The following is a 25054-nucleotide window of genomic DNA, read 5'->3' on the forward strand; positions in this document are numbered from 1 at the left end:
CGTTTTCCCGGCGCAGATTAAGCCTCAGGTGTAAAGGCAGGTATGTATCCGTTGGCCTCCACCACGTCATATCCTGTCTGTGAGAAAATGTAGTCAATAAATGCCTGCTCAGACGGGGTAATCTCTGCACCGGTAACAAACATAACCGGTCTCTGGATGGTATACGCACCGCTTATGATGTTTTCAGCCGTGGCTTCCACTCCGTCCACCTTCATGGCAGTCAGTACCTGTCCGTCTGCGTTGGCCTTATTATAAGCGCCGAATCCCGCATAACCGATTCCCCATTTGTCTCCGGCAATGTTGGTGGCCAGCTCTGTCATGGACGCTGACTGAGTTGCGGACGCAGTCACCTCGCTGTCACCCATAACACTCTTCTGGAACACTTCATAAGCGCCGCCGGATAAATCACGGATATAGACATTGATGGCCTCAGCCGGCAGCGTGGAGTCCACCTGGTCCCAGGTAGCAATCTCACCTGCAAAAATCTGGCGGATGGTCTCAACAGGCATGTCGTCCATGATGCCGCAGATTGGATTCTCAGCATTGACCGACACGGTAAGGGCATCCTTTGCCACCACGAAATCCTGGTAATGCTCTCCCAGGGCTTCAATCTCAGAGTCCTTGATATCCCTGGCCAGCATACCGAAATCAGCGGTGCCGTCAATGGCAGCGCTTACGCCCACGCCGGAACCGCCCGGTGCCACGTAAACAGAGATATTGGAATCCGGAAACGATGAATCCACCGCATCCCAGGTCACATACTTCTCAGTAAAGGATGATGCCAGGGATGACAGAATCGGATACAGGGATGTGGAACCGCAGAACAGGATGGATGACTGGAACTGCGCGGAAGCTGCCCCGTCTGTTTTTGCCCCGGGCTCTGTCTCCTCTGCCTCTTTTCCGGCAGTCTCCTTCTCAGATGCCGCTTCACTGGCTGCAGCTGTTGTTGTCTCAGTTGATGCCGCATTAGAGCCGCAGGCAGTCAGAAGGCTGGCTGCCATTGCCATGGATGTAACTACTGCTATAAACTTTTTCATATTTTCCTCCCATTGTCATAAATTCCATATTTGTACATTTTTTGCAAGTCAAGAATAGCACATATGACAAAAGGGCTCAAATTCAATTTTTCTATGCATTTCCAGTCTGTTATTGCTATTTTCTATGACACGGCGCTGCCAAGGGACGGCCCCAAAAAGACACCGGCTGCCCCACAGAACTGCCGCAGCGAAAAGCCGCCATTCCTACAGCAGAGCCCTCACCACCGCCTCTGCGGACCGTTCCTCCACCTGCATGGTAAGATTGGCTTCATTGATATGCTCCAGATAATGGGCATCCGAATTGCTGATAATCCTACACTGCTCCAGATACGGATTATCACGCTTCAGCTGATGCAGTTTCTTCAGGTCCCTGACCTCCGCTGTCTTAAAACAGCTGTCCGGAGGGATAAAGCCCAGATTTGCAATCAGGCTGTTGGCTGCCTTATCCACATGGGCCGGAAACATGACGCCGTCATAGGAGCGGACCAGATTCCACAGACTGTCAAAGGATATTTCCGTTGCGTTAATCAGCAAATTGGGCTCTGAAGCGCACACCTGGTCCCGGTCATCGTAAATCTGCTGTTTTCCGAATATCTCTTCCCTGTTAGGAAATTTGATCAGTTTACCATAAACATAGGCATCAAAATCAAGTGCCTTCTCCAACGTAGGGAAAAGGCACACTGCATGGACTTCCTCGGACGTATTGATTTCCATGCCGGGCACTGCCAGCACGCCGTACTCTGCGGCCGCGGCCATGAAGGCCGGACAGTTGCGGCATGTGTTATGATCTGTAAGGGCTACCACGTCCAATCCTTTTAGAGCCGCCATGCCCGCAATGTTGGCAGGCGTCATATCATCATCCCCGCAGGGCGACAGGCAGGAATGGATATGCAGGTCATAAGCCAGGTTCATCATGACAGCATACCGTGAATCTTAAGGGCCGCTTCAAAGACAGGCATATCTGTGGACAGCACCGTTATCTCCTGGTCAAGGGCCTTCTTCCTGGCAGCGTCATCCAGAACCGCTCCTTCCGCCAGAATGACACAGGCCGTATCTGTCAGGGCAGACACCGCCAGTGTATTCATGTTGGCCATGACGGTCACCCAGGCGCAGCCCGCCGGGGCGCGGCCCATGGCAATGCTCAGCAGGTCGCAGCAAAACGGAACCGTAATCTGCCGGTCCAGGCTGTCACCCAGGTTCACCACGCCGAATATCTGTTTGTCAATCAATTCCTGAACTGTCATAACATCCTCCTCTGCTCTCAAAGCGTCGTCATTTCCGGAACTCCGGCCTGCGGCGCTTTCACTCTTCATCCTCGTCCTTCTTATCCAGCACGGACATCTCATCCGAGATTCTCTGTATGTATCCCTTCAGGATACGCAGTGTCTCCTGGCCTCCCCGGTCTCCGTTATGCAGGTCGTCTGCCAGCACAGCCACTTCCTCGGACAGCTTGTGGAGATTTTCCCGCAGGTAGTAAACACAGTCCGTCTCATTGGCATCCCCCCTGACAATATCCTCTGCCAGGGCCTTACAGGTAGGCGCTCCGCAGGAGCCGCAGTCCAGCCCCGGAAACTTTTTCATGAGGCGCTCCACCTGGTTCAGCCTGGAAAAGCTCTCCATCATGTTATTGCCCAGGCGGAATACGGGCTCATACTGGACGCCGGTCGTCCATTTAATTACGTTCTCCTCGCTCTCATGCATGTGGCTCCTGGCCACAGGCATGTACTTGCGCAGGCGTTTCAGTTTAACCTCCGCCACATAGGGATTCTCCACAGTCAGGACACCGCCCACACATCCGCCGTTGCAGGCGTTCAGCTCCACAAACCTGAGATTGGTAAACTTCTGGTCCTCCATGTCCTCCAGCACACGAATCACATTCTCAATGCCGTCCGCTGCCAGGTAGTTTTCCGTAAAAAGTCCGCTGGCCTCTCCTCCGCTGTGTCCCCAGCTGATTCCAATTTTCCCTGATGTACCGATGACAGGATAATCCTCTCCCACCACGGTCTTCATACAGGCCAGCAGCTTGGGATACACGTCCTTGATAGCCAGCACCTGGTCAATCTCGCTCTTTTCCGTTCCCAGAGGTGACTTTACATAGGTCACCTTGGAGGGACAGGGGGAAATGAACATAATGCCAATCTCTTCCCTCGGAAGCCCCGTGTCCTCCATGGCCTTTCTGACAGCCAGAACAGCCGCCACCTCCACCGGAGGATTGATGGGAAGGAGATGGGGAATCAGGTTGGGGAAGCGGACCCGAATCAGACGCACCACAGACGGGCATGCCGTGCTGATAAGAGGCAGCTGCTCCTCATGCTCCGATATGTACTGCCTTGTAGCCTCGCTGACCAGCTCCGCAGCGGCGCTGACCTCAAACACATCGTCAAAGCCCATAAGCAGCAGTGCATTGAGCACAATATTCACATCGTCCAGATTGTTGAACTGGCTGTACAGGGATGGGGCCGGAAGCGCCACCGTGTATTTATACTTCTTCATCACATCCAGCTTATCATAGGTCGCAAGCTTTGCATGGTGGGGGCAAACCCGTATGCACTCACCGCAGTCAATGCAGAATTTGTTATTGATACTGGCCTTGCCGCCCCGCACCCGGATGGCCTCCGTAGGACACCGTTTGATACAGTTGATGCAGCCCTTGCACAGGGATTCATCCAGCCTTACGGAATGATAAAATTTATCCATCTTACCACCTCATTCTTTCATTCTCGCATTCTACAGATTCACCACCATGGTGATGGTGGTCCCTTCACCTATTCTGGTGTCAATATCCATGGAATCAGAGTACTTCTTCATATTCGGCAGACCCATGCCGGCCCCAAAGCCCAGGGAACGGATTTCATCCGGCGCAGTGGAATAGCCTGCCTGCATGGCAAGCTTCACATCCGGTATACCCGGCCCCACGTCGGCCAGTATCATTTTAATTTTCTCCGTGGTTATCTCCACGGTAATGACACCCCCTTTGGCATGGATTACCATGTTGATTTCCCCTTCGTACATAGCTATGGCCACCTTTCGGATGGCGTCAGGGCTCACGCCCATCTGTTTCAGTTTTCGCTTCACATCGCTGCTGGCTTCACCTGCCCTTGTGAAGTCATCTGCCGATATGTCATATGTTAATACAATTGCTTCCTCCATAATTGGTTCCCTTCATTATTAAATATATTTTCTCCCGGTATCAGCCGGAACACGCTGAGCCATTCCGGGACACACTGAATCAAACACCAGGAGCATCAGATAGCCCCGCCGTGCAGCCCAGCCTGGTACAGCATACCGCAGGCGGAGAACATACGGTGGCCCGTTTCCATGACCACAAGGCCCCGGTCCCTGGCCATTTCCAACATGGATTCATCCGGTTTCTTTCCCCTAACAAAAATGATACAGACAATGTCTAACATCTCCGCTGTCCGGATAACCTGCGGATTGCACAGACCTGTCAGAAGTACGGAGTGGTCTTTGGAAAATGCCAGTACATCGCTCATCATATCTGAACCGCAGGCCGACTTTACCTCCCGATCCAGGAATTCTTCTCCTGCCAGCACTCTGGCCCCTAATACATCTCTTACATCCTTAACCGTCATACCCTTGTCTCTCCTCACTATCATTACTTGTCAATTGTACACATTTCCGTACATTATAGCATACCATCCATTTTGTGTGTTTTCAATATAATTCCGTTTTTTTACATGTTTTTTATCGTTAGAATTTTCACATTAATAGTAGATTTTTTTTCCTATACGTGATAAAATATTGATACATTGCACAATGTACAACTAGTGAGGAGGTAATAAAAAGATGGCTTGCAAAAAACAAACTGTTCCCTTTAAGGGGACGCCTGAGCAGGAAGCAGCGCTGAAATCAGCGATTGCCGAGCTGGGTGACCAGCCGGGCGCGCTGATGCCGGTTATGCAGAAGGCCCAGGAAATTTATGGTTATCTTCCTATCGAAGTGCAGACCATGATATCTGATGAGATGGGTATTCCGCTGGAAAAAGTCTACGGAGTATCCACATTTTATGCCCAGTTCGCGTTACAGCCTAAGGGTAAGTACAAGATATCTGTCTGTCTCGGTACCGCATGTTACGTAAAAGGTTCCGGTGAAATCTTCAGGAAGCTGGAAGAATTGCTGGGCATCACCAATGGTGAGTGCACAGCAGATGGCAAATTCTCCCTGGACTCCTGCCGATGCGTTGGCGCCTGCGGACTTGCGCCCGTCATGATGATTAACGGCGAGGTATACGGAAGGCTTACTGTCGATGACATACCAGGCATTTTAGCCAAGTACAACTAAGCCTATGATGACAGAGATTTCCCTGAATGTATTGGATGTATCGGAGAATTCCACACGGGCAGGCGCCTCGCTTGTGACCATTCTGGTAACCGCTGATACAAGCGCTGACAAGCTGACCATTGTCATAGCTGACAACGGATGCGGGATGACCCCTGAACAGGCAGCCCATGTAACGGATCCTTTCTTTACCACCAGGACCACCCGGAAGGTCGGGCTTGGGATTCCATTTTTCAAATATGCCGCGGAAAGCACCGGCGGCAGCTTCCATATTGAATCGGAACCAGGTAAGGGAACCACCGTGACAGCAGTCTTTGGACTGTCCCATATCGACAGGATGCCTTTGGGTGACATGAACGCCACCATACACAACTTGATCGTGTATCATCCCGATACGGATTTTCTTTATACCTATACATACAACGATGCATCATTCACCCTGGACACCAGGCAGATGAGGGAGATTCTGGGAGGAATCCCGCTCAACACCCCCGAAGTGTCCGCTTACATAATGGAATATCTGAAAGAAAATCAACAGGAAACTGACGGAGGTGCCCTGATTTAAAAGGGTATCGTCAAACATGACATGTTTCGCACGTAAGCGCCTGAAAGACAGGCGCCAGGTGCTCATAACGAGCCACTCCACTAGGTTCGTGAAACACCTCACCAAGTGGAGATGACATGTATCGCACGTAAGCGGCCAAAAGACGGCCGCCAAGTGCTCATAACGAGGAGGATAATCGCACATGAAAACTCTTGCTGAATTACAGGCAATCAGAGAAAAGATGCAGAGCCAGGTCAATATGCGTGCCGAAGACCACGATCATATCCGTGTGGTTGTAGGTATGGCTACCTGCGGTATCGCTGCCGGCGCCAGGCCGGTTCTGAATACGCTTGCTGACGAAGTCCAGAAAAGAGGACTTACCAATAAAATTTCTGTTACCCAGACAGGCTGTATCGGCTTATGCCAGTATGAACCCATTGTGGAAGTTATGGAGCCTGGCAAGGATAAGATTACTTATGTAAAAATGAATGCCGACAAAGCCCTGGAAGTGGTGGAACGCCACTTGGTTGGCGGCCATCCCGTGGAGAAGTACACCATGGGCGCTGCAGGTCTTAAATAAAGGAGGAAAGTACGATGTATCGTTCACACGTATTAGTCTGCGGTGGTACCGGATGTACTTCTTCCGGCAGCCCGAAGATTATGGAAGCTTTAAAATATGAAATTAAGCGTCAGGGACTGGAAGAGGAAGTGGCTGTTGTAGAGACAGGCTGCCACGGACTCTGTGCCTTAGGCCCTATCATGATTGTATATCCCGATGCCACCTTCTACTCCATGGTGCAGGTAAACGACATTCCTGAGATTGTTTCCGAGCACCTGTTAAAGGGCCGTGTGGTGACACGTCTTCTGTACCAGGAGACCGTAAGCCCAACCGGCGGCATCAAGGCGCTGATTGACACTGATTTTTATAAAAAACAGCACCGTATCGCCCTGCGCAACTGCGGTGTCATCAATCCTGAAAACATTGAGGAATACATAGGTACAGGCGGATACCAGGCACTGGGCAAGGTGCTCACGGAGATGACTCCGGACGATGTAATCCAGACCCTTCTGGATGCCGGACTCAGGGGCCGCGGCGGCGCGGGTTTCCCAACCGGTCTTAAGTGGAAGCTCTGTAAGCAGAACGACGCAGACCAGAAATATGTGTGCTGCAACGCCGACGAGGGCGACCCCGGCGCATTCATGGACCGTTCTGTGCTGGAAGGCGATCCTCATGCCCTTCTGGAGGCAATGGCTATTGCGGGGTACGCAATCGGATCCAACCAGGGCTATATTTATGTACGCGCCGAGTACCCCATCGCTGTGGAGCGTCTGAAAATAGCAATTCAGCAGGCCCGTGAAATGGAACTCTTAGGCAAAAACATTTTCGGAACCGGCTTTGACTTTGACATCGACCTGCGCCTGGGTGCAGGAGCTTTCGTCTGCGGCGAGGAAACCGCTCTTATGACCTCCATCGAGGGCAAGCGCGGCGAGCCCCGGCCAAGGCCTCCATTCCCTGCACAGAAGGGTCTGTTCGGCAAACCAAGTATCTTAAATAACGTAGAAACCTACGCAAACATTCCTCAGATTATCCTGAACGGTCCTGAGTGGTTTGCTTCCATGGGTACTGAGAAGTCCAAAGGAACCAAGGTATTCGCACTGGGCGGCAAGATTAACAACACCGGTCTGGTGGAGGTTCCCATGGGTACCACCCTGCGCACCGTTATAGAAGAAATCGGCGGAGGAATTCCAAACGGCAAGAAATTCAAGGCAGCACAGACCGGCGGACCTTCCGGCGGATGTATCCCTGCCGAGCATTTTGATATTCCCATTGACTACGACAACCTGATTTCCATTGGTTCCATGATGGGTTCCGGCGGTCTGATTGTTATGGATGAAGATGACTGTATGGTGGACATCGCCAAATTCTTCCTGGAATTCACCGTGGAGGAGTCCTGCGGCAAGTGTACCGCATGCCGTATCGGAACCAAGCGCATGGTGGAAATCCTGACCAAGATTACAAAAGGCCAGGCTGTAATGGAAGACCTGGATAAGTTAGAGGAGCTCTGCCACTATGTAAAGGCCAACTCACTGTGCGGCCTGGGCCAGACAGCTCCCAACCCTGTACTCTCCACCCTTCATTTCTTCCGCGACGAGTACGAAGCACACATCAAGGAAAAACGCTGTCCGGCAGGTGTATGTAAGGCGCTTCTCTCCTTCAACATCGACCGTGACAAGTGCCGCGGATGTACGCTGTGTGCCCGCAACTGTCCTGCCGGAGCAATCGTGGGCTCTGTCAAGAATCCGCATGTCATTGACCAGAACAAGTGTATCAAGTGCGGCGCTTGTATGGAAAAATGTAAATTCGGCGCTATCTACAAGAAATAATGAGGGAGGGAATATACGATGGAGACAATTAATCTTAAAATCAACGGCATTGCAGTCGAAGCTCCCAAGGGTTCCACAATCCTGGAGGCAGCAAGACTGGCACATATCGAGATTCCTACTCTGTGTTTCTTAAAGGAAATCAATGAGATCGGTGCCTGCCGTATCTGTATAGTAGAATTAAAAAACGGAAAGCTGGTAACTTCCTGTGTCTATCCCGCTGAGGAAGGCATGGAGGTATATACCAATACACCTAAGGTTCTGGATTCCAGGAAAAAGACATTACAGCTCCTGTTATCCAACCACAACCGTTCCTGCCTGTCCTGTGTCCGCAGCGGACACTGCGAGCTCCAGGAGCTGGCCCATGAGCTGGGCGTGGACGATGAGGGATATTATGACGGCGAGATTACCCCGTCTGAAATTGATACCTCTGCCGCCCACATGATCCGCGACAACAGCAAATGTATCCTCTGCCGCCGCTGTGTGGCTGTCTGCGAGAACGTACAGGGCATCGGCGTCATCGGCGCCAACAACCGCGGGTTCTCAACCTCCATTGGTTCTGCCTTTGAGATGGGTCTGGGAGAAACCTCCTGCGTATCCTGCGGACAGTGTATTGCAGTATGTCCAACCGGAGCACTGACCGAGAAGGATTACACCGCAGATGTATTTGCAGCCATTGCAGACCCGAAGAAGCATGTAATCGTTCAGACCGCTCCCGCTGTACGCGCAGGACTGGGCGAGGAATTCGGGCTTCCTATCGGCACGGATGTGGAAGGCAAGATGGCCGCAGCCCTGCGCCGTCTGGGCTTTGACAAAGTTTTTGACACCAATTTCTCCGCAGACCTTACCATCATGGAAGAGGCACACGAATTCATTGACCGTGTACAGAACGGAGGCGTACTGCCTCTCATCACCTCCTGCTCACCTGGATGGGTTAAATACTGCGAGCACTATTTCCCGGACATGACAGAGAACCTGTCGTCCTGTAAATCTCCTCAGCAGATGTTTGGCGCTATTGCCAAGTCCTACTATGCCGAGAAGGCAGGAATTGATCCAAAGGACATCGTAAGTGTCAGCGTAATGCCATGTACCGCCAAGAAGTTTGAGATTGGCCGTGAGGACGAGGATGCCAACGGAATGCCGGATGTGGATATCTCCATCACCACCAGGGAGCTGGCCCGCATGATCAAAAAGGCAGGTATCAAATTCTTAGACCTGCCGGATGAGGAATTTGACGCACCATTGGGCCTTGGAACCGGCGCAGCCGTTATCTTCGGCGCTACGGGCGGCGTAATGGAAGCAGCACTGAGAACTGCCGTGGAAACCCTGACCGGCGAAGAGCTGCCCAAGCCGGACTTCACAGAAGTCCGCGGCACAAAGGGAATCAAGGAAGCCGCCTATAATGTGGCAGGCATGGAAGTAAAGATTGCGGTAGCCTCCGGCCTGGGCAATGCCAGAGAGCTGTTAAATAAGGTTAAATCCGGAGAAGCCAACTATCACTTCATCGAAATCATGGGATGCCCAGGCGGCTGTGTAAACGGCGGCGGACAGCCCCAGCAGCCCGGGCACGTCCGCAACACCACGGATATCCGCGGCCTGCGCGCAAAGGTGCTCTATGATATAGATACAGCCAACCCAATCCGTAAGTCCCATGAGAATCCTGCTATTAAGGAGCTCTACGCCACTTACCTGGGAGAGCCCGGAAGCGAGAAGGCTCACCACCTGCTCCACACCACTTATGTGAAGAGGAGTATTAACCAGCATTAAGCACCATACCGTAATCCACATGTAATAATCACGTATATTCCGTAAAGACAGATTTTCAATGGTTTTTGCAAGCAATGTACATATATGCAAAACAGCGGACCGCAGGCTTGCCCCTGCATCCGCTGTTTTGCTACATTCCAGGAGGATACCATGACAGCACGTCAGAAACGGATTTGGGATTTACTGGCAGAACACGACTGCCTGACATCCCAACAGATTGCCGCCCTTCTGCACATCAGTGACAGGACAGTTAGAAGCGATATCAAGGAAATCAACGGAGAGCACGCCTCTGAGGTCATCCGCTCCAAAAAAGGACAGGGATACTTCATAGACGCCGGTCAGCCTGAAAAGAACGTTCCCGCCTCAAAACCCCAACGTCCGGAAGACGATCTGGAATGGGCCATTATCCGGCAGGTTCTATTCTGCCGTGAAACGCCCTATCTGGAACTGGCAGAAGAACTGTTCATCAGCGATACACTGCTTTCTAAAATCGTGTCCGAGCTGAACCGGAACATAACCAGACGACACAGCCTGCCCGCCATCCTCAAACAAAACGGCATCCTCTCCCTGGCTGCCTCAGAAGAAGAAAAGCGTTCCTACTATACGCTATATATCATGAACCGGAATGTTAACCATTATTTTGACATGGAACAATTCCAGCCCTTTTTTGACATTGTTGATTTAAAGGAGCTGAAGGAACTTATGTTCCGTGAACTGGACCTGCTTAGCCGGCATCTTTATGACACTACTATCGTCCGCCTGATAATTGACACTGCCGTCATGGCCGAACGGGCTGTATGCGGCTTTTTCATGCCTGAAACGCCTTCTGTCACACCGGAAACGCCCTATGGCAAATCATCCGAAGAAGGCGCCGTAAACACAGGCAGACACTTTTTAGAAGAACTGGGTTCCCGGCTTTTTATTTCCTTTCCCCCATCAGAATATGAGTATTTTTCCCGGCTCTTCCAAAATGATTTCTATTATGTAAGGGAGCAGCCAGACAGCCAGGCTGAAAGCCTGCTGGAGAAAATACTAATAGAAATCAATGTGGAATATGGCTTTGACTTCACTGTTGACAAGAACTTCTGCCACGAAATGACAGAACAGCTCCACGGAGCCCTGGAACGGAGACGGCACAGGCAGCATGTCATCAATCCTGTCCTATCCACTATCAAGTCCAAATATCCCTTAGAATATGATATTGCCATCTTTTTTGCAGACCGTTTTAAAAATCTTTCAGGCATATCCCTGAGCGAAGACGAAATCAGCCTGTTTGCCATCCACTTCATAAGGGCCATGGAGACAAATCTCGGAAGGACAGAGCAAAGGGTGGGGCTGATTAATCCATATGGAAAACAGATTAAGGAGCTCATGGTCAAGCGCCTGGGGGATATGGGAGAGTGCCGTTTTCAGATTGCCTATACCTGGTCTGTCTTTGATTATCCCCATGAAATGCCCAAGGATATCCTGGCTGTCCTCACCACAGTTCCCCTGCCCGTCCAGCCCGCAGATGTACCGGTAATTTTGTGCAGGAACTTCCTGAACTATCATGAGAAGGAAAAACTGCTCACCGTTGTCAGGGACAGCGAGGTCAACAGCATACGAACCTATTTTAGGACGCTGTTCAAACCGTCCCTGTTCTTCACCGACATGGAGTTCGATTCCCGCCGGAGCGCCGTTGCCTTTCTGTGCGGAAAACTCAGGGAACAGGGCTATGTGGGACCCGGCTTCCTGGAAAGCGTCATGCAGCGCGAATCCATTGCTCCCACTGCCTTTGAGCCGGGTTTCGCCTTTGCCCATGCCATGGAAAACAACGCGAAACGGACCGCGGTCTGTGTATGTGTGCTGAAAAACAAGCTTCCCTGGGGCGAATACAATGTGAAGATCATCTTTCTTTTTGCCCTGGCGCCAACCTGGAACCATACCATTATTCCCATCTATAATGTGATGATTGATAATCTGTTTAAGACCAATACCATCTACAAACTGGCAAAGATCAGGGATTGCCGTCAGTTTATGGATTTGTTGATTTAACGGAGCAGATATAAAGCGGTAACAGCCTGGCGGGCAATGTGTCTGACCCGCCAGGCTGTTATTTTCATTGAAGCGTATTTATATTTTACCTTATTTATTGCTTTCTTCTCCTGCCTGCATATAGCTCACATCCCCACATGCCTTCAGTTCATATAGGCCGTCCTTATAAGTCAGGACCGTCACACTGCAATTTGCAATGCGTTCCCCCTGATACTGCTCAGGCACCAGCAAATCTAAAATAGTGGCAATCTCATCGCCGCTGGAAACTGCCAGGGCATTTCCGCCGCCTGCCTCCTGGGTTGCTTTTACAATGGTGTCCATAACCTCAATGGAACGCTTTGAGATGTCATCATAGGTCTCCGCCATATGCAGAGGATCAATGGCAGCGATTGTATCCACCTTTTCTTTCTTTGACAGCTCCAGATAGGTTGATCCCTTCTCGTCATAGGAAGCCCCGTTGGCTTCGTATATCGGACGCCACAATTCCTCGTCCGGTTTTCCCTCAAAGCCGCCGTAAAACTCTTCCCTTAACCCGATGACTTCCTGCAATTCAGGGATATCCCCTTGATTCTGAGCCAGAATATGCTTTGCTGTTGCCCGCTGTCTTCCTAAATCGCCGGAAAACGCAGTGGTAAATACAATATCCTTCATGCCCTTTCCGGCCGCGTCAGCCTGGGATTCCCCTTCCTCTGTAAGAGGTGAATCCGCCCATCCCTGTACCTGTCCTGTGGTGTTAAAAAAAGTCTTTCCATGCCGTACCAAATAAATTGTGACATCCTTCTTCTCCGGCGCTCCTGACGGTTCTGCTGCTTGTTCTACTGCCTCTTGTACCACCGATTCCGTATTAGCCTGCCTTTGACAGCCAGCCAAAGCCACCACCCCCAAAATCATAGCACCTCCTAAACATAGCTTCCTTATCTTCATATTCATACCCCTCCCCCATTTTAAGCTCTGCTTTTGTACATCTCCACCATTTCCCTTGCCAGAGCCAATGTAATTTCAGCCCCCATCATAATATCCTCGCTGTGAATCATGATAAGTCCTATTTTATCCAACTCCCCGCTGGCATCCATAGTAATCAGTCTGGTATGTACATGGTGGGCCTCTTTCATCTTCTCCCCGGCAGCCGCCAGATGCTCCCCGGCCTCGTCAAACCTGCTGTTTCTGGCAGCGGCCAGGGCAGCCATGGACTCGCTCCTGGCCTCTCCCGCATTGCTGATAATCTGCAGGCATATCAGTTCCATATCCTCCATCACGCTTCCCCCAATTCTTTCTTAACCTGATTTAATACCTTCTCTCCATTCATTGTACCGTATGACACAGGATCAATGCTTGTCACCGGACAGGCCACTTGCTTCTTTACGGTCTCCATCTGGAATCGCACCTGGGGGCCTAAGAGAATCAGGTCGGCCTCAGCTCCAACTGCTTCCGCGTCGGAAACAGGGGCAGCCGAAATCTCACATGCAAAGTCCTGCGCCTCTGCTGCTGCTTTCATTTTCTTCACAAGGATTCCGGTGGATAAACCGCCATTGCACAATAATACGATTCGTTTCATATTTTTAAATCCTCCTTCTTTTGATTGATATTATATTTATAGTTTAAATGTCCTCTTCCCCGCTCTCCAGCTTAACCAGATTCTTCTCATAAATCTTAAAGAACGGGAAATACACCAGCCCGTCAACCACAATCAGCACCAGGATAAGCAGCGGCGCTTTCCAGTCCATGGTTGAGAAAAATGCTCCGATGACAGAAGGCATCTGCCAGGACAGCATGGCAAAGCTCTTTCCAATCAGGCCAACCTGCATGGTCAGATACGCAGCCGTACCGTTGATGACCGAGGTCAGCAGGAAGGGAACAAAAAATACCGGATTCAGCATAAGGGGCAGACCAAAAATAACAGGTTCCGAGATATTGAAAAATGCAGGCACAATTCCCAGCCTTCCAATGGTCTTTAACTGTTTTGATTTCGAAAAACACAGCAGTGCCGTCAATGCCAGCACGGATCCGCATCCTCCAATCACCACAAAATATACCCAGAAGGGCGTGGTAAATATGGATGGAAGGGCCTGCCCGGCTGCATGGGCAGCCGCGTTTATGGATAAATTGCCGTCGCGGATAGGCGCAAGCACACCTGAAAGGGCAGCGTCATGGATACCGAAGAACCAGAAAATATGTACCATCAGTGTTATGATAATGGTAAAACCAACACTGTCCGCTGCTGTCAGGGACGGGGAAATGGCATTGTATATCAGCTTTGGCAGCGTGGTTCCTGCCTTATTCATTATGGCGTACAATGCTATATAAATTACCATCAGCACCGCCCCCGGCACGATGGAGGCAAATACATCGGAAAGGGAAGCTGGCACCGTATCCGGCAGGGAAATTTTTCCAAAATCCCGTTTTCTCATGTAACAATATAAATCCGCGGTCAGAATAGATATGAACATGGCCGGAATCAATCCCTTGCCGTCCATATAGGACAGCTCCGCCATTTTTCCGTCCCATCCCAGGGACATGGGCTCCACAATAAGCATCAGAAAGCCGCAGACACCTAAAAGAATAGGCAGAAACGACTCTATCTTCCGGCTCTTGCACAGGAAATGAATGATTCCGATGCAGATATAAAGGGACATGGCCCCCAAGGTCAGTGCGTTAATCCAGGAGAAAATCATGCTGTTGCTCTCCACGAACCTGGCCCAGGCCAGGGTGATTCCTGTTCCGGCCGCGTCCACGGAGGGAGCAGAGCTCAGTACAGCTGCAATACCTCCTGTAAAGGTGATGGGCAGAAGGGACATAAAGGCGTCCCGGATTGCCCGCAGGTGTATCTCATTCCCCAGCTTGTTGGCAAGAGGCATAACATATTTTTCCATTGAAACGCTCATACTCTGTATATTCATATAACACTCCCCCATTATTTTCCTGTGATATGTTTTCCATCCGTTTCAATTACATCCTTATACCAGTAATAGCTTTTTTTCGGTCTCCGCTCCAGGCCGTTTTCATAATCAATGGCAACCAGACCATAGCGCTTCTCAGTTCCGTTTTTCCAGGAATACAAATCAAACGGCGACCAGGCATAGTACCCCCGCACATCACAGCCTCCCTCTTTGGCTTTTAACACCGCCGCAATATGCATGTCCATAAACTCAATCCTGTCATCATCCTCCACCTGGTTCACTGATGTGTCCTCATAGAGTCCGATACCATTTTCCGTGATATAGATGGGCAGATGGTATTTATTCCATACCTGTTGTATTCCCTCATACAGCCCCTCGGGAAATATCTCAGTATCCCACTCAGTATAGCGGCTGCTCTCCGGCCGTACCTGCTCAAACCAGCCCTTAATAATGGTCTGCGAGGTTCCCTTTGCCTTCTTTCCCTGGTTATTGACAATCAGGGTTGTCTCCCCGCTCTCATAAGGTTTCACCATGACCCTGGCATAGTAGTTCAGCCCAAGATAGTCCACCCTGTTCCGGCGGATGACAGCCAAGTCCTCCGGAGTCATCATGGACAGGTCGCAGGTCTTTTTAAGCTCTCCCAGCAAATCTCCCGGAATCTCCCCAATGGCTGCCGTATCCAATATCCAGTTATTATAGAAATTATCGGCAAATCTCCTGGCTATGGCCGATTCCACGCTTGTGTCCGTGGTATAGACAGGAGAAAAACTGTGCACAATTCCAATCTGTCCGTCATATCCGCCCGTCCTGAACGCCTCCACAGCCATGGCCGAGGCCAGCATCATATAGTAGGATGCAGTGACAGTCTCCTGGATGTCCTGATGTCCCGGAGGATAATTGCCAATCAGATAACCGCTGTTGGTATAATATCTTGGTTCATTAAAGGTTGCCCACAGCTTTACCCGGTCCCCAAACCGTTCAAAGCATACCTTCGCATAGTGGGTGTAGGCCACACACGTATCACGGTTCAGCCATCCGCCCTTTTCCTCCAGGTATTGTGGCAGGTCCCAGTGAAAAATAGTTACCATGGGTGTGATTCCATATTCCAGACAGGCGTCGATGAGCCGGTTGTAAAAATCAATGCCCTCCTGGTTCACTTCCCCTTCCCTGTTTTTGATAATTCTGGGCCAGGCCAGTGAAAAGCGGTAGCTGTTCTGTCCCCCTTCCTTCATCATGCGGATGTCTTCCCTGAAGCGGTGGTAATGGTCGCTGGCCACGTCCCCGTTTTCCAGATGGTTTTCGTGCAAATACACATCCCACATGGATTCCACTCTTCCGCCTTCCTGCCAGCCTCCCTCGCATTGGTAGGAGGCCGTTGCTCCTCCCCATAAAAAATCGTTCACGTTTAATCCCTCCTGTCTTTTATGAACTCATTATAACAAGCCGGGATAAAAAGATAAAATTTGATTTTTCCGCTGCATAAAGGAAAAAACGAGGGAAAATAACGGGTACAGAATTCAGGCAGAACAAAACATTAGCAGAACAAAGCCTGGCGCAGAATAAAAGAAGCGGATGCAATGGCCACTCCTGCATCCGCTTCCGGCTGAATCACTGATTCAACCCCTGTTTTTTTATGCTATTGTCTTCTAAACCACGGTCTCGCTCCTGCCGTTTTCTCATCCTGTCATGCTCCCAGGGCTTAAAAACGCGGTCCAGAGCCAGGCATATGACGCCAACCGTCAGAAGCAGGTAAACCCATACACTCCGTACACCGTGTTCCGCCAGTCTCCACACAATGAAGATGCACACAAATGCCAGGGGAAACAGGCAGCGTCTCAACGTCTCACTCTTCAGCCAATGGTTCATATGCTTCCTGCTCATTCAAATACCGTCTGCTCTTCAATATCCGTGGACAATGCTTCCAGCGCCTTTTTAACAATGCGCCTCCTCACCTGAAGCTCATCCTCTTTTGGAAGGCCCGGATTTCCCACAGGATAAGGAATTCCCACTGCGGGTATGATTCTGTTTGCTCCTACTGCCATGGAGATGGGTACAATGGAACAGATATGTACAACCGGAATTCCAAAACTCTCTATTGTCTTAGCCATCGTTGCGCCGCAACGAGTACAGGTCCCTCAGTTGGATGTGAGGATTGCCGCCTGCACTTCATTACGTATCATATCCTGGGCAATCTCCTCAGCAAATCTCTTGGCGCTGCTGACCGCAGTGGTATTGCCAACCGTACTGTAGTAGCGTCCGTAGAGTTCCCCGATTCCCCCGTCCCGCTCAATCTCCCTGCATACATCCAGGGGCAGGACACGGTTCGGATCCTCTGTTGCATATACCGGATCATATCCCCCATGGACAGTCATGAAGCCTTCACTGGTCAGACGGTCCAGGTTCTCTATGTCGTAGATGCCATATATGCCGGCATTGGCGGACGGGATATGGTCCGGATTTCCCTGAGGTACAATGCCGCCGGATGTAATCAGCGCAATCCTTGCATGAGCCATATCTTTCACAGCAGGGGCAGGCTTTACACGGTCAAATACAGGCATGGGAAGCTCGGTGACATACGGTTCCCCCCGCAGCTTCTTGATCATCATGTCCACTGCCCGCTCTGCTCCGTTCTTTTTTGTATGCACATTCACACGGAATCCCTGGGCAATATATCCCTCTTCCTCTGGAAATCCGATTTCCCCGCCTTCAAGCAGTTTTTCCGCCAGCGTTCCCATGACAGGCAGCGCCTGACGCATACCTGCGGCAGAGATGGATGTTTCCACAATATATATCTTACTGCAAAACATTTCAGCCCCCGGATTCTCCGGGTACAATGCGGTCAGAACCGGAATGGAAAGGCGTTTCTTAACCTCAGCGCAGATAGTTGCGCAGGCCAGGCCATAGCGCCCCGCATTGAACCCCGGACCCGCTATAAACATATCCGGCGCCAGTCCCTCTGTCATGGTCAGTATTGTTTCCAGTGCGTCTTCCTGGTGATCCGCAAAATAGTTGTCCCCGCAGATAATAGTGGCCACAATCTCAGCCTTTTCCCCCAGAACAGCCTGCAGACCTGTGCCAGGTCCCACAATGCCTTCCCGCAGGATTGGTTCCTGATCGGCAAACTCCTCTCCGCCAATCTGACCATAAAACTGATTCAGATAATGTACAATTCTCTTCATATGGTTTCTCCTCTACCGCAAACGTGTTGTCATATGCTCATAGCCCATCTCGCAGCATGAGCCCATGATAGCCGCAATCTCCACCGAAACAGTTCCGTCCTCACCAATGCTGTCCACATTTCCTCCTGTGATGATGCGGACAGTCTCTATATCTCCAATCACCCGTTCCATCTTTGGCAGTACCACAAACTGATTGCCGTTTCCATTTGTTACCACAGCATCTGCCTCCGGGGTCACATCCGCCAGTCCCTGGGATGCTCCGTCACGCCCGCAGTACTCATCCGTAACCAAAACGGTCTTGATTCCCTTATTCTCATGGAGTCTGCAGTTGAACATCAAATCTGTTTCAGGATTACCGCCGCCTTCCTCGCTGACAATCACACCATCCACGCCTAACAGTTGGGACAGGCTGCTGGTATAATACGCCGCCCGTTTCTTTTCTTTCAGCATGGCGCTCTCATTGCTCAGCAGAACGCCCACAAAGCACAGCTCCTTCCCATGCCTGCGCAGCAAATCCAGTATGATGGGATTATTCTCATGATGGATGGTGGCATTCTTATGTCCGGGAGCAGCGCAGTTTCCGCTTATAATAGCTCCATCCAGCACCTCCAGGGGACCAATCATAGTGGAAAGGATTCCTTTCACATTGAGGCCATATACATACGTATCATGCATCAATCCCTGGCACTGTACCATGTCCACATATACAACCTTGGGCAGATGCGGATACTTCTGTCCCATTTCCAGGATGCTCTCATGTTCAAATACTTCCTTCTCATCCGGTTCCAGCCCCAGGGTTGTCTTAGCCATATACGCAGCCGTCTTAAGACCTGCGATGCGGACCGTGGCTTCGTGGGTATGCTTGTCCAGGCCTTCCACCGGGTATATCAGCGGTACCAGTATGTTCATCTTTGAAAAACTGTTAAATTCCGCTCCCGGCCCGGACATATCAATGATACCTTCCTGGAATGCCACAATTTTTCCTGAGGTGGCAACCGCGCAATCTTCCAGCACATTCGTTTCCCCATTTCCAACCGTTTCCACATCTCCTACAAATCCGGGAAATACCTGTCCTGAGCCGCTCTGCTTGAAGCGGGGCTGAACCACATCCTTGATGGGAACGATTCTCACAGACTCCCCCGGCCTTGCTATATCAAAATCCACACTGCGGATATTGGTATCTTCCATGAGATACTCAGCCAATTCTGCTTTATTTATGTATAAGACACCGCTGCAAAAGCTGCTTGCTTCTGCAAATTGGATGTCCTGCACATGAAATTTATTCAGTGTCAGTTTCATTATGTTTCCTCCAATATCAGTTTATTTGCCCATTTCCTCCACTTCCAGCGCCCGCTCAATGATGGATAAATCAATGAGCTGAAAATCTTCCCGGGCTGCCTTTCCCCATTTTTTGTAAACAGGTATATCCCTCAGCCTGTACAAATCCTCAGCATAGCGAATGGCCTTCCCAATCAGGGTCACTGATTCCATATCAATGGTCCCCGCCGTCCCCGACAGCAGAACCGTCTTATAGGGTGTGATATCCGGCCGGATGCTTCCTGTCAGCGGATGCGTAAGAAGACGGTATCCGCAATTCACCTTCTGAAAAACCACTCTGAACAGTTCCAACACATCTGTCTCGTAATACTCCAGGTCTGTGAAACCGCGGTCTATAAGCATTGGATTATTGGTAATACAACGGAATGGGTGACCCATGTCTGGTTCCTCCTTGCAAACAGCGTTATTTGGCTTCTGCCTTCAGATTTTTCACAAGCTCCACAGCGTCTTCCCCATATAATTCAGTCAGTTCAGGCCATACAGACTCCCAGCATTTGTTATAGAAATTCTGAAGCTCATCATCTGTAAATTCAATAATCTTGACGCCATAGTCTTCCAGTTTCTTCTCATACTCCGCGGTTTCCTTGGGCGCTACCTCCCACCTGTCATCTTCCAGTTTATTGGCCGCGGTCTGCAAAGCGTCCTGCTGCTCGGTTGTCATCTCATTCCATTTGTCCAGATTGATATACAGGTACCAAACCTCAAAATGATCATTGTATGGCAGATAGTAGGTCGCCACATCCCGGTAGCTGCTGTAATATCCTTCTGCTCCGGATCCAATCATTCCGTCAATGACCCCGGTCTGCAGGGCGGTAAAGCAGTCGTTAAGGGCCATTGGGGTTGCATTGTAGCCCAGCATGTTTGTCACCAGTTCCGCACCCTTCATGGTCTGGCAGCGGACCTTATAGCCCTCCCTTACATCCAGATTTGCCGGCTGATTTGGTTCCTTATTCAGGATTGCGCCGCCAAAGTACAGAGGATAAACTGACAGCAGTTTAATGTTCTGATCTTCCAGATGTGTCCGGATGGTTTCCGTAAATTCACTGTCACGGCTGAAAATTGCCTTTGCTTCATCCCAGGTAGCGCATATATAGGGAGCACTTGTGATTCCCAGGTATTTATCCACAGTGGAGCTGAGGGTGGCCATCTGCATCTCCACATCTCCCACACTTACCAGCTCCTGGACTGCTGTATAATCTCCCAGCTGCGCAGCGGGATATACCACCACCTCCAGGGAATCGTCAGCCGCCTTAACGTTATCCGCAAATTCCTTGGCATTGATATCCGCCGGTGACCCCTCTGCCCGGTAGTGGCTGAGTTTCAATGAAAATGATTTTTTCTCAGCGGCCTTGCCCGCGCTTTCCGTCTTGCCGGAACCGCCGCATGCTGTCATGCCTAATACCATTGCCGCAACAATCGCTATAGAAAGTCCTCTTTTAATATTTTTCATAGTATTCTCCTTTTTTATGGTAAGAAATCATTTTCTTATACAGCAAAACCAGCCATTCTCGGAATCGCAAGGGCCAAATCCGGCCAATAGGTGACGAGAAATACAATGGGTACATACCCCAGTATCAAAAATGTCATGGTGGGCTTCAGAATCTCATGGAATTCAGCCTTTCCTATCCTCATTCCCAGATAAAGGATACTTGCGTATGGGGGCGTAACTCCGCCCATGGCAAGATTCACACCCATAATAGAGGCAAAGTGAATGGGGCTGATTCCCAGCTGATTCATAACAGGCATAAGCAGGGGCGCGCATATCAAAACGCCCGTGGTGTCATTTACTATCATTCCTACAATAAACAGAAAGATGTCAATGATGAACAGCAGTATATATTTATTGGTGGTAATGCTCATCAGAAGTTCTAAAACCAGCTCAGGGACACGATACACGGTAAACACGCGGCTCAGCATCAGGCAGCATACAATCATGACCATAATGGATCCAACTGTACTGGTAGCCTCTTTTGTCATTGCCAGGAACCCCTTAAATGTGCAGGCCTTATACACCCACAATCCAATGGGAATGGAATAGATGGCTGCCATGGCTGCCGCCTCGGTGGGAGTAAAGACACCCCCATAAATTCCTCCCAGTATGATGAGGGGCATAATAAGGGCCGGTACAGCCTTAAAGGTCATTTTTCCGGCGTTTGACGCAAATTCCCCAAAAGGTTTCTTTTCCGTTACTTTCAAATCAAACTGGCGGCTCCAGAATACATGTATGATGCAAAATAACGCCGTAATGATAAGCCCCGGACCAAGAGTGGATAAAAAGCAGGCAAGAATCGAGCATTCCGTCACCCATCCAAACATAATCATAACAACGCTGGGAGGAATCAGAAGCCCCAGAACAGAGGATACAGTTACCAGTGCTGTCGCATATCCCCTGGGGTAGCCCTGTTCTTCCATCTTAGGAATCATGATGGGGCCGGTAGCTGCCACGCCCGTAAATCCGCTTCCTGATATGGCTCCCATAATGGCGCACACAAGAACAGCCACCACGCCCAGGCCGGATTTGATGTGACCCACAAATGCGTCTACACAGTCCAGCAAGCGTTTTGCTATCCCGCTGCCGCCCATATACGTTCCTGCCAGGATGAATAGGGGACTGGCCAGGAGCACGGTTCCCGTGGACTGGGAAAATACCCAAATCAGCATGGTCTTCATGGATACGTCGCCAAAGAGGCTCAAAAACAGCAATGCGCCGGCAAAGCAGACCGGAAGGGGGATGCTCAGCATCAGAAGAAAAACCAGCAATATTACATCCATAAGTATGATTGACAGAGAAGTCATAGGTTTTCACCTCCTTCCCTTGCTTCATCCTTGTTTTTCATTTGACCAATCAAAGCCCGGTAGGCCATATATACATCCCTTACCGCATAAATAAACATCAGCACAAATCCTACGGTAAGCGCTATATTCGCAAAAAACAGAGGGGCGTATGTAATGTCAGCCAGCTTCCAGGTTTTCAGGGAATAGGAAAAGAAATAGAATCCCCAGTAACAAATCCAGGCAAGAATAATGATACACAATGTACGTTTGATTGCATCAAAAATCAGTTTTGAGCGTTCCTTCTTGATATAAAGGGTCAGGATTCCACACTCAATATGGCTTTTCTCATAGGAAGCATTGGCGCCGCCCAGCATGTAAAGCCATATAATAGGAAATAACATCAATTCCTCAATGCCCATCAGTGATGATTTCAGTACGTATCGCGCGAATACCTCGTAGCCTATCATGAGCAATAACATGAGAGCAGCCACAATTGACGCGCCATACTGCACTTGGATCAGTGTTTTTCCCAGCTTCTTCATACATTTCCTCCTCTTATAGTTTTTTTGAATGATGTAAATTCATATCATTTACGATACCTATATTCTATATGATGTGTCTAATATTGTCAACTATATAACGATATTTTTTTGATTAATTGTTAAGTTATACCGATAATTGCAGGATTATCCCCCTCCCCATCGTATTTTTAGCAGCAATTTACAGCAAATTACTTTTCTTCTTACGCCCCGAAATATATATCTATTTAGATATGTATTCAGATATACAAACAGTCCAAAAACCTGATATTGCTTGAAACGCATTCAAATCAATGATATAATATTCAAAATATTACCTATGAAGGGAGGTTATCCCCTTGTCCAATACCTCTTTTAATCAAAAAGGAGTTTCTCTTTACTATCAGGTAGAGACTTATATCCGGACAAAAATCGAATCAGGTGAGTGGCCTTCTGGATTTAAGCTTCCCACAGAAACAGAATTATGCCAGTATTTTGGGGTCAGCCGCACTACCATACGCCAGGCTGTAAATAAAATGGTAGAGGGCGGCCTTTTAATGCGCAAACAGGGTTCGGGCACATACGTCACACAGCCCGCTTATTCCAGGAACAGACTTTCCACGCAGCCCAGTGATTCTGTGTGCAAATATATTTATATGCCCATTCTTCAGGATGACATGGAGCATTCCTACCAGAACCTTCTGCTGACCCACATCAGCCATATACTGATGCTGTGCGAGCAAAAGCTGATATCCCAGGAAGACGGAAAAAATGCCCTGGATTTCATTGTCCCCCTGATGGATATGCATCCCCAGACCATTGGCTTTAATCCGCTTAACGAGGATTATTTCTTAAATTTTGAACAATATCTGATTTCCCATCTGGGAATCGATCTGGCCGGAAAAATATATACCGGCAGAAGCCGCAACGATATGACTCCAACTGTAATGCGAATGAGCATCCGTGACAGCATGCTTGCGGTTTACGAGCGGCTTCTGGCACTGATACGCCGCTTGCTGGCTCTTGCCGAAGAAAATCAGGGACGTATCATCACAGGGTATACCCACTGCATGCCGGCCCAGCCCATAACCCTGGACCATTATTTCCTGGCTATAGCAGAAGCCCTGGTGCGGGATATGGACAGGCTGCTGTCTGCTTACCAGAACCTGAACCGTTCCCCCCTTGGAGCCTGTGCCATGGCCGGAACTTCCTTTCCCATCAACCGTGAATACACCGCCCAGCTTCTGGGCTTTGACGGCATTATAACCAACACGCTGGACGCGGTGGCCACCAGGGATTATCTTTTGGAGCTTGCCGCTGATTTTTCCACCCTGGGATCCACCCTGTCGCGCTTTGCCCAGGATTTGTACCTCTGGTCCACAGCAGAATTTAACTATGTAAGCTTTTCCGATGCTTATTCCTGCTGCAGCAGCATCATGCCCCAGAAAAAAAATCCTCTGTCAATCGAACACATAAAGAGCAAATCCTCCCACTTGACCAGCACTTATCTGGATATTGCAATGTGCCTGAAGGGAACCAGCTATGGTCATTGCAGGGACCTTTTTGAATGTATGCCCCCATTCTGGGATGCGGTGGAACAGGTCACCGGAATGCTGGAATTGTCCATCGGAACCCTGCAGGACATCACCTTCCACTACGACCGGATGGAATTTACAGCCAGCATGAATGACTCCATATTGACGGATATGGCGGATTTTCTGGTGCAAAAGGACCGCATACCGTTCCGCAGCGCCCACAATATCATCGCCTCAGCCGTCCGGGCCCAGGGTGATAATCCCAGCAGCAAAATCACCTTAAAGCAGCTCAACAAAAGCAGCAAACAGCATCTGGGCCATGACACCACGCTGACAGAATCAGAATGGGCATCCTTACAGTCACCGCGCAGCTCCGTGGCAAACAAACGCAGCGAAGGTTCCCCCGCCCAAAGCTCCTGCCGGAAAATGCTGCTGTCCCTGCGCATGGCCGCCGACCGCTGCAATGAACAGTACAATAAAATCATCAACTCCCTGCAACTGGCCGAGCAATTCAGAAAGGAACAGATCGATGTGCTGAAAAATGGGACGCATTTTGAGCATAATTAATTTCTATCAGTTTTTATGAGTCCTATATATGCGAACAGCGGACTCCGGGATTATGTCCCGGGTCCGCTGTTTTGTTCTGCGCTCTGTTTTACTCTGCACTCTGTTTTACTCTGCACTCTGTTTTGCACTGCACTCTGATGCATAGTGCATCCCGTCATATGTCAGAACACTTCCTGCTTCAA

25 protein-coding genes are annotated in these 25054 nt (G+C 49.9%); 7 read left to right on the plus strand and 18 right to left on the minus strand.

The window, feature by feature from the left end:
- Positions 1-17: 17 nt before the first annotated feature.
- From CGC65_RS22450 to CGC65_RS22475, 6 genes are all read right to left on the minus strand, one after another.
- Positions 18-1037 (minus strand): phosphate ABC transporter substrate-binding protein, encoded by a 1020-nt coding sequence (locus tag CGC65_RS22450; RefSeq protein ID WP_002568565.1) that lies wholly within the window; start codon positions 1035-1037, stop codon positions 18-20.
- A gap of 204 nt (positions 1038-1241) precedes the next feature.
- Positions 1242-1952: a PHP domain-containing protein gene (locus tag CGC65_RS22455; RefSeq protein ID WP_002568566.1), complete on the minus strand. Its 711-nt coding sequence runs from the start codon at positions 1950-1952 to the stop codon at positions 1242-1244.
- On the minus strand, positions 1949-2281 hold the full coding sequence (locus CGC65_RS22460) for a DRTGG domain protein (protein WP_038281856.1): 333 nt from the start codon (positions 2279-2281) through the stop codon (positions 1949-1951). Before CGC65_RS22460 ends, CGC65_RS22455 begins: the two co-directional genes overlap by 4 nt.
- 58 nt (positions 2282-2339) lie before the next feature.
- Complete coding sequence (locus CGC65_RS22465) at positions 2340-3734, minus strand: [Fe-Fe] hydrogenase large subunit C-terminal domain-containing protein (protein WP_002568568.1); 1395 nt, start codon at positions 3732-3734, stop codon at positions 2340-2342.
- 30 nt (positions 3735-3764) lie between these two features.
- Positions 3765-4187 carry an ATP-binding protein gene (locus CGC65_RS22470; protein WP_002568569.1) on the minus strand — a complete coding sequence of 141 codons (423 nt, stop codon included), beginning with the start codon at positions 4185-4187 and terminating at the stop codon, positions 3765-3767.
- A 95-nt stretch (positions 4188-4282) separates the two neighbouring features.
- The gene (locus CGC65_RS22475; protein WP_002568570.1) at positions 4283-4630 is read right to left on the minus strand and encodes a DRTGG domain-containing protein; all 348 of its coding nucleotides are present in this window, start codon (positions 4628-4630) and stop codon (positions 4283-4285) included.
- A 214-nt stretch (positions 4631-4844) separates the two neighbouring features.
- Here CGC65_RS22475 and CGC65_RS22480 point away from each other — a divergent pair, with 214 nt between their 5' ends.
- From CGC65_RS22480 to CGC65_RS22505, 6 genes are all read left to right on the plus strand, one after another.
- On the plus strand, positions 4845-5339 hold the full coding sequence (locus tag CGC65_RS22480; protein WP_002568571.1) for an NADH-quinone oxidoreductase subunit NuoE family protein: 495 nt from the start codon (positions 4845-4847) through the stop codon (positions 5337-5339).
- A gap of 4 nt (positions 5340-5343) precedes the next feature.
- On the plus strand, positions 5344-5901 hold the full coding sequence (locus CGC65_RS22485) for a sensor histidine kinase (RefSeq protein WP_002568572.1): 558 nt from the start codon (positions 5344-5346) through the stop codon (positions 5899-5901).
- Positions 5902-6082: 181 nt separating this feature from the next.
- Complete coding sequence (locus CGC65_RS22490) at positions 6083-6460, plus strand: (2Fe-2S) ferredoxin domain-containing protein (protein WP_002568573.1); 378 nt, start codon at positions 6083-6085, stop codon at positions 6458-6460.
- A gap of 14 nt (positions 6461-6474) precedes the next feature.
- On the plus strand, positions 6475-8265 hold the full coding sequence (nuoF, locus tag CGC65_RS22495) for an NADH-quinone oxidoreductase subunit NuoF (RefSeq protein ID WP_002568574.1): 1791 nt from the start codon (positions 6475-6477) through the stop codon (positions 8263-8265).
- 18 nt (positions 8266-8283) lie between these two features.
- Entirely contained in the window at positions 8284-10029 is a 1746-nt protein-coding gene (locus CGC65_RS22500) for an NADH-dependent [FeFe] hydrogenase, group A6 (protein ID WP_002568575.1), read from the plus strand.
- 150 nt (positions 10030-10179) lie between these two features.
- Entirely contained in the window at positions 10180-12063 is a 1884-nt protein-coding gene (locus tag CGC65_RS22505; protein ID WP_039896901.1) for a BglG family transcription antiterminator, read from the plus strand.
- 90 nt (positions 12064-12153) lie between these two features.
- On the opposite strand, the gene CGC65_RS22510 is transcribed toward CGC65_RS22505, so the two are convergent.
- The 12 genes from CGC65_RS22510 to CGC65_RS22565 all read right to left on the minus strand — a co-directional run bounded on the left by CGC65_RS22510 (position 12154) and on the right by CGC65_RS22565 (position 22794).
- The gene (locus CGC65_RS22510) at positions 12154-12987 is read right to left on the minus strand and encodes a histidine phosphatase family protein (RefSeq protein ID WP_038281479.1); all 834 of its coding nucleotides are present in this window, start codon (positions 12985-12987) and stop codon (positions 12154-12156) included.
- Between the two features lie 20 nt (positions 12988-13007).
- Complete coding sequence (locus tag CGC65_RS22515) at positions 13008-13316, minus strand: PTS sugar transporter subunit IIA (RefSeq protein WP_002568578.1); 309 nt, start codon at positions 13314-13316, stop codon at positions 13008-13010.
- Positions 13316-13618, minus strand: a complete 303-nt coding sequence (locus CGC65_RS22520; RefSeq protein ID WP_002568579.1) for a PTS sugar transporter subunit IIB — start codon at positions 13616-13618, stop codon at positions 13316-13318. The genes CGC65_RS22515 and CGC65_RS22520 overlap by 1 nt, the downstream gene beginning before the upstream one ends.
- Before the next feature lie 43 nt (positions 13619-13661).
- The gene (locus CGC65_RS22525) at positions 13662-14960 is read right to left on the minus strand and encodes a PTS sugar transporter subunit IIC (protein WP_002568580.1); all 1299 of its coding nucleotides are present in this window, start codon (positions 14958-14960) and stop codon (positions 13662-13664) included.
- Between the two features lie 14 nt (positions 14961-14974).
- Positions 14975-16363 carry a glycoside hydrolase family 1 protein gene (locus CGC65_RS22530; protein WP_002568581.1) on the minus strand — a complete coding sequence of 463 codons (1389 nt, stop codon included), beginning with the start codon at positions 16361-16363 and terminating at the stop codon, positions 14975-14977.
- A 205-nt stretch (positions 16364-16568) separates the two neighbouring features.
- Positions 16569-16826 carry a hypothetical protein gene (locus tag CGC65_RS22535; RefSeq protein WP_002568582.1) on the minus strand — a complete coding sequence of 86 codons (258 nt, stop codon included), beginning with the start codon at positions 16824-16826 and terminating at the stop codon, positions 16569-16571.
- Between the two features lie 11 nt (positions 16827-16837).
- Complete coding sequence (locus CGC65_RS22540; RefSeq protein WP_080548676.1) at positions 16838-18139, minus strand: glycine/betaine/sarcosine/D-proline family reductase selenoprotein B; 1302 nt, start codon at positions 18137-18139, stop codon at positions 16838-16840.
- A gap of 12 nt (positions 18140-18151) precedes the next feature.
- Positions 18152-19438 (minus strand): glycine/sarcosine/betaine reductase component B subunit, encoded by a 1287-nt coding sequence (locus CGC65_RS22545; RefSeq protein ID WP_002568584.1) that lies wholly within the window; start codon positions 19436-19438, stop codon positions 18152-18154.
- A gap of 21 nt (positions 19439-19459) precedes the next feature.
- On the minus strand, positions 19460-19855 hold the full coding sequence (locus CGC65_RS22550; protein WP_002568585.1) for a GrdX family protein: 396 nt from the start codon (positions 19853-19855) through the stop codon (positions 19460-19462).
- 25 nt (positions 19856-19880) lie between these two features.
- The gene (gene dctP / locus CGC65_RS22555) at positions 19881-20927 is read right to left on the minus strand and encodes a TRAP transporter substrate-binding protein DctP (RefSeq protein WP_002568586.1); all 1047 of its coding nucleotides are present in this window, start codon (positions 20925-20927) and stop codon (positions 19881-19883) included.
- A gap of 35 nt (positions 20928-20962) precedes the next feature.
- Positions 20963-22273 (minus strand): TRAP transporter large permease, encoded by a 1311-nt coding sequence (locus CGC65_RS22560; protein ID WP_002568587.1) that lies wholly within the window; start codon positions 22271-22273, stop codon positions 20963-20965.
- Positions 22270-22794: a TRAP transporter small permease gene (locus CGC65_RS22565; RefSeq protein ID WP_002568588.1), complete on the minus strand. Its 525-nt coding sequence runs from the start codon at positions 22792-22794 to the stop codon at positions 22270-22272. The genes CGC65_RS22560 and CGC65_RS22565 overlap by 4 nt, the downstream gene beginning before the upstream one ends.
- A 335-nt stretch (positions 22795-23129) precedes the next feature.
- Between CGC65_RS22565 and argH the strand changes: the two genes are divergently transcribed.
- On the plus strand, positions 23130-24872 hold the full coding sequence (gene argH, locus CGC65_RS22570; RefSeq protein ID WP_002568589.1) for an argininosuccinate lyase: 1743 nt from the start codon (positions 23130-23132) through the stop codon (positions 24870-24872).
- Positions 24873-25054 lie beyond the last annotated feature (182 nt).

It is taken from the genome of Enterocloster bolteae, assembly GCF_002234575.2.
Lineage (GTDB): Bacteria > Bacillota > Clostridia > Lachnospirales > Lachnospiraceae > Enterocloster > Enterocloster bolteae.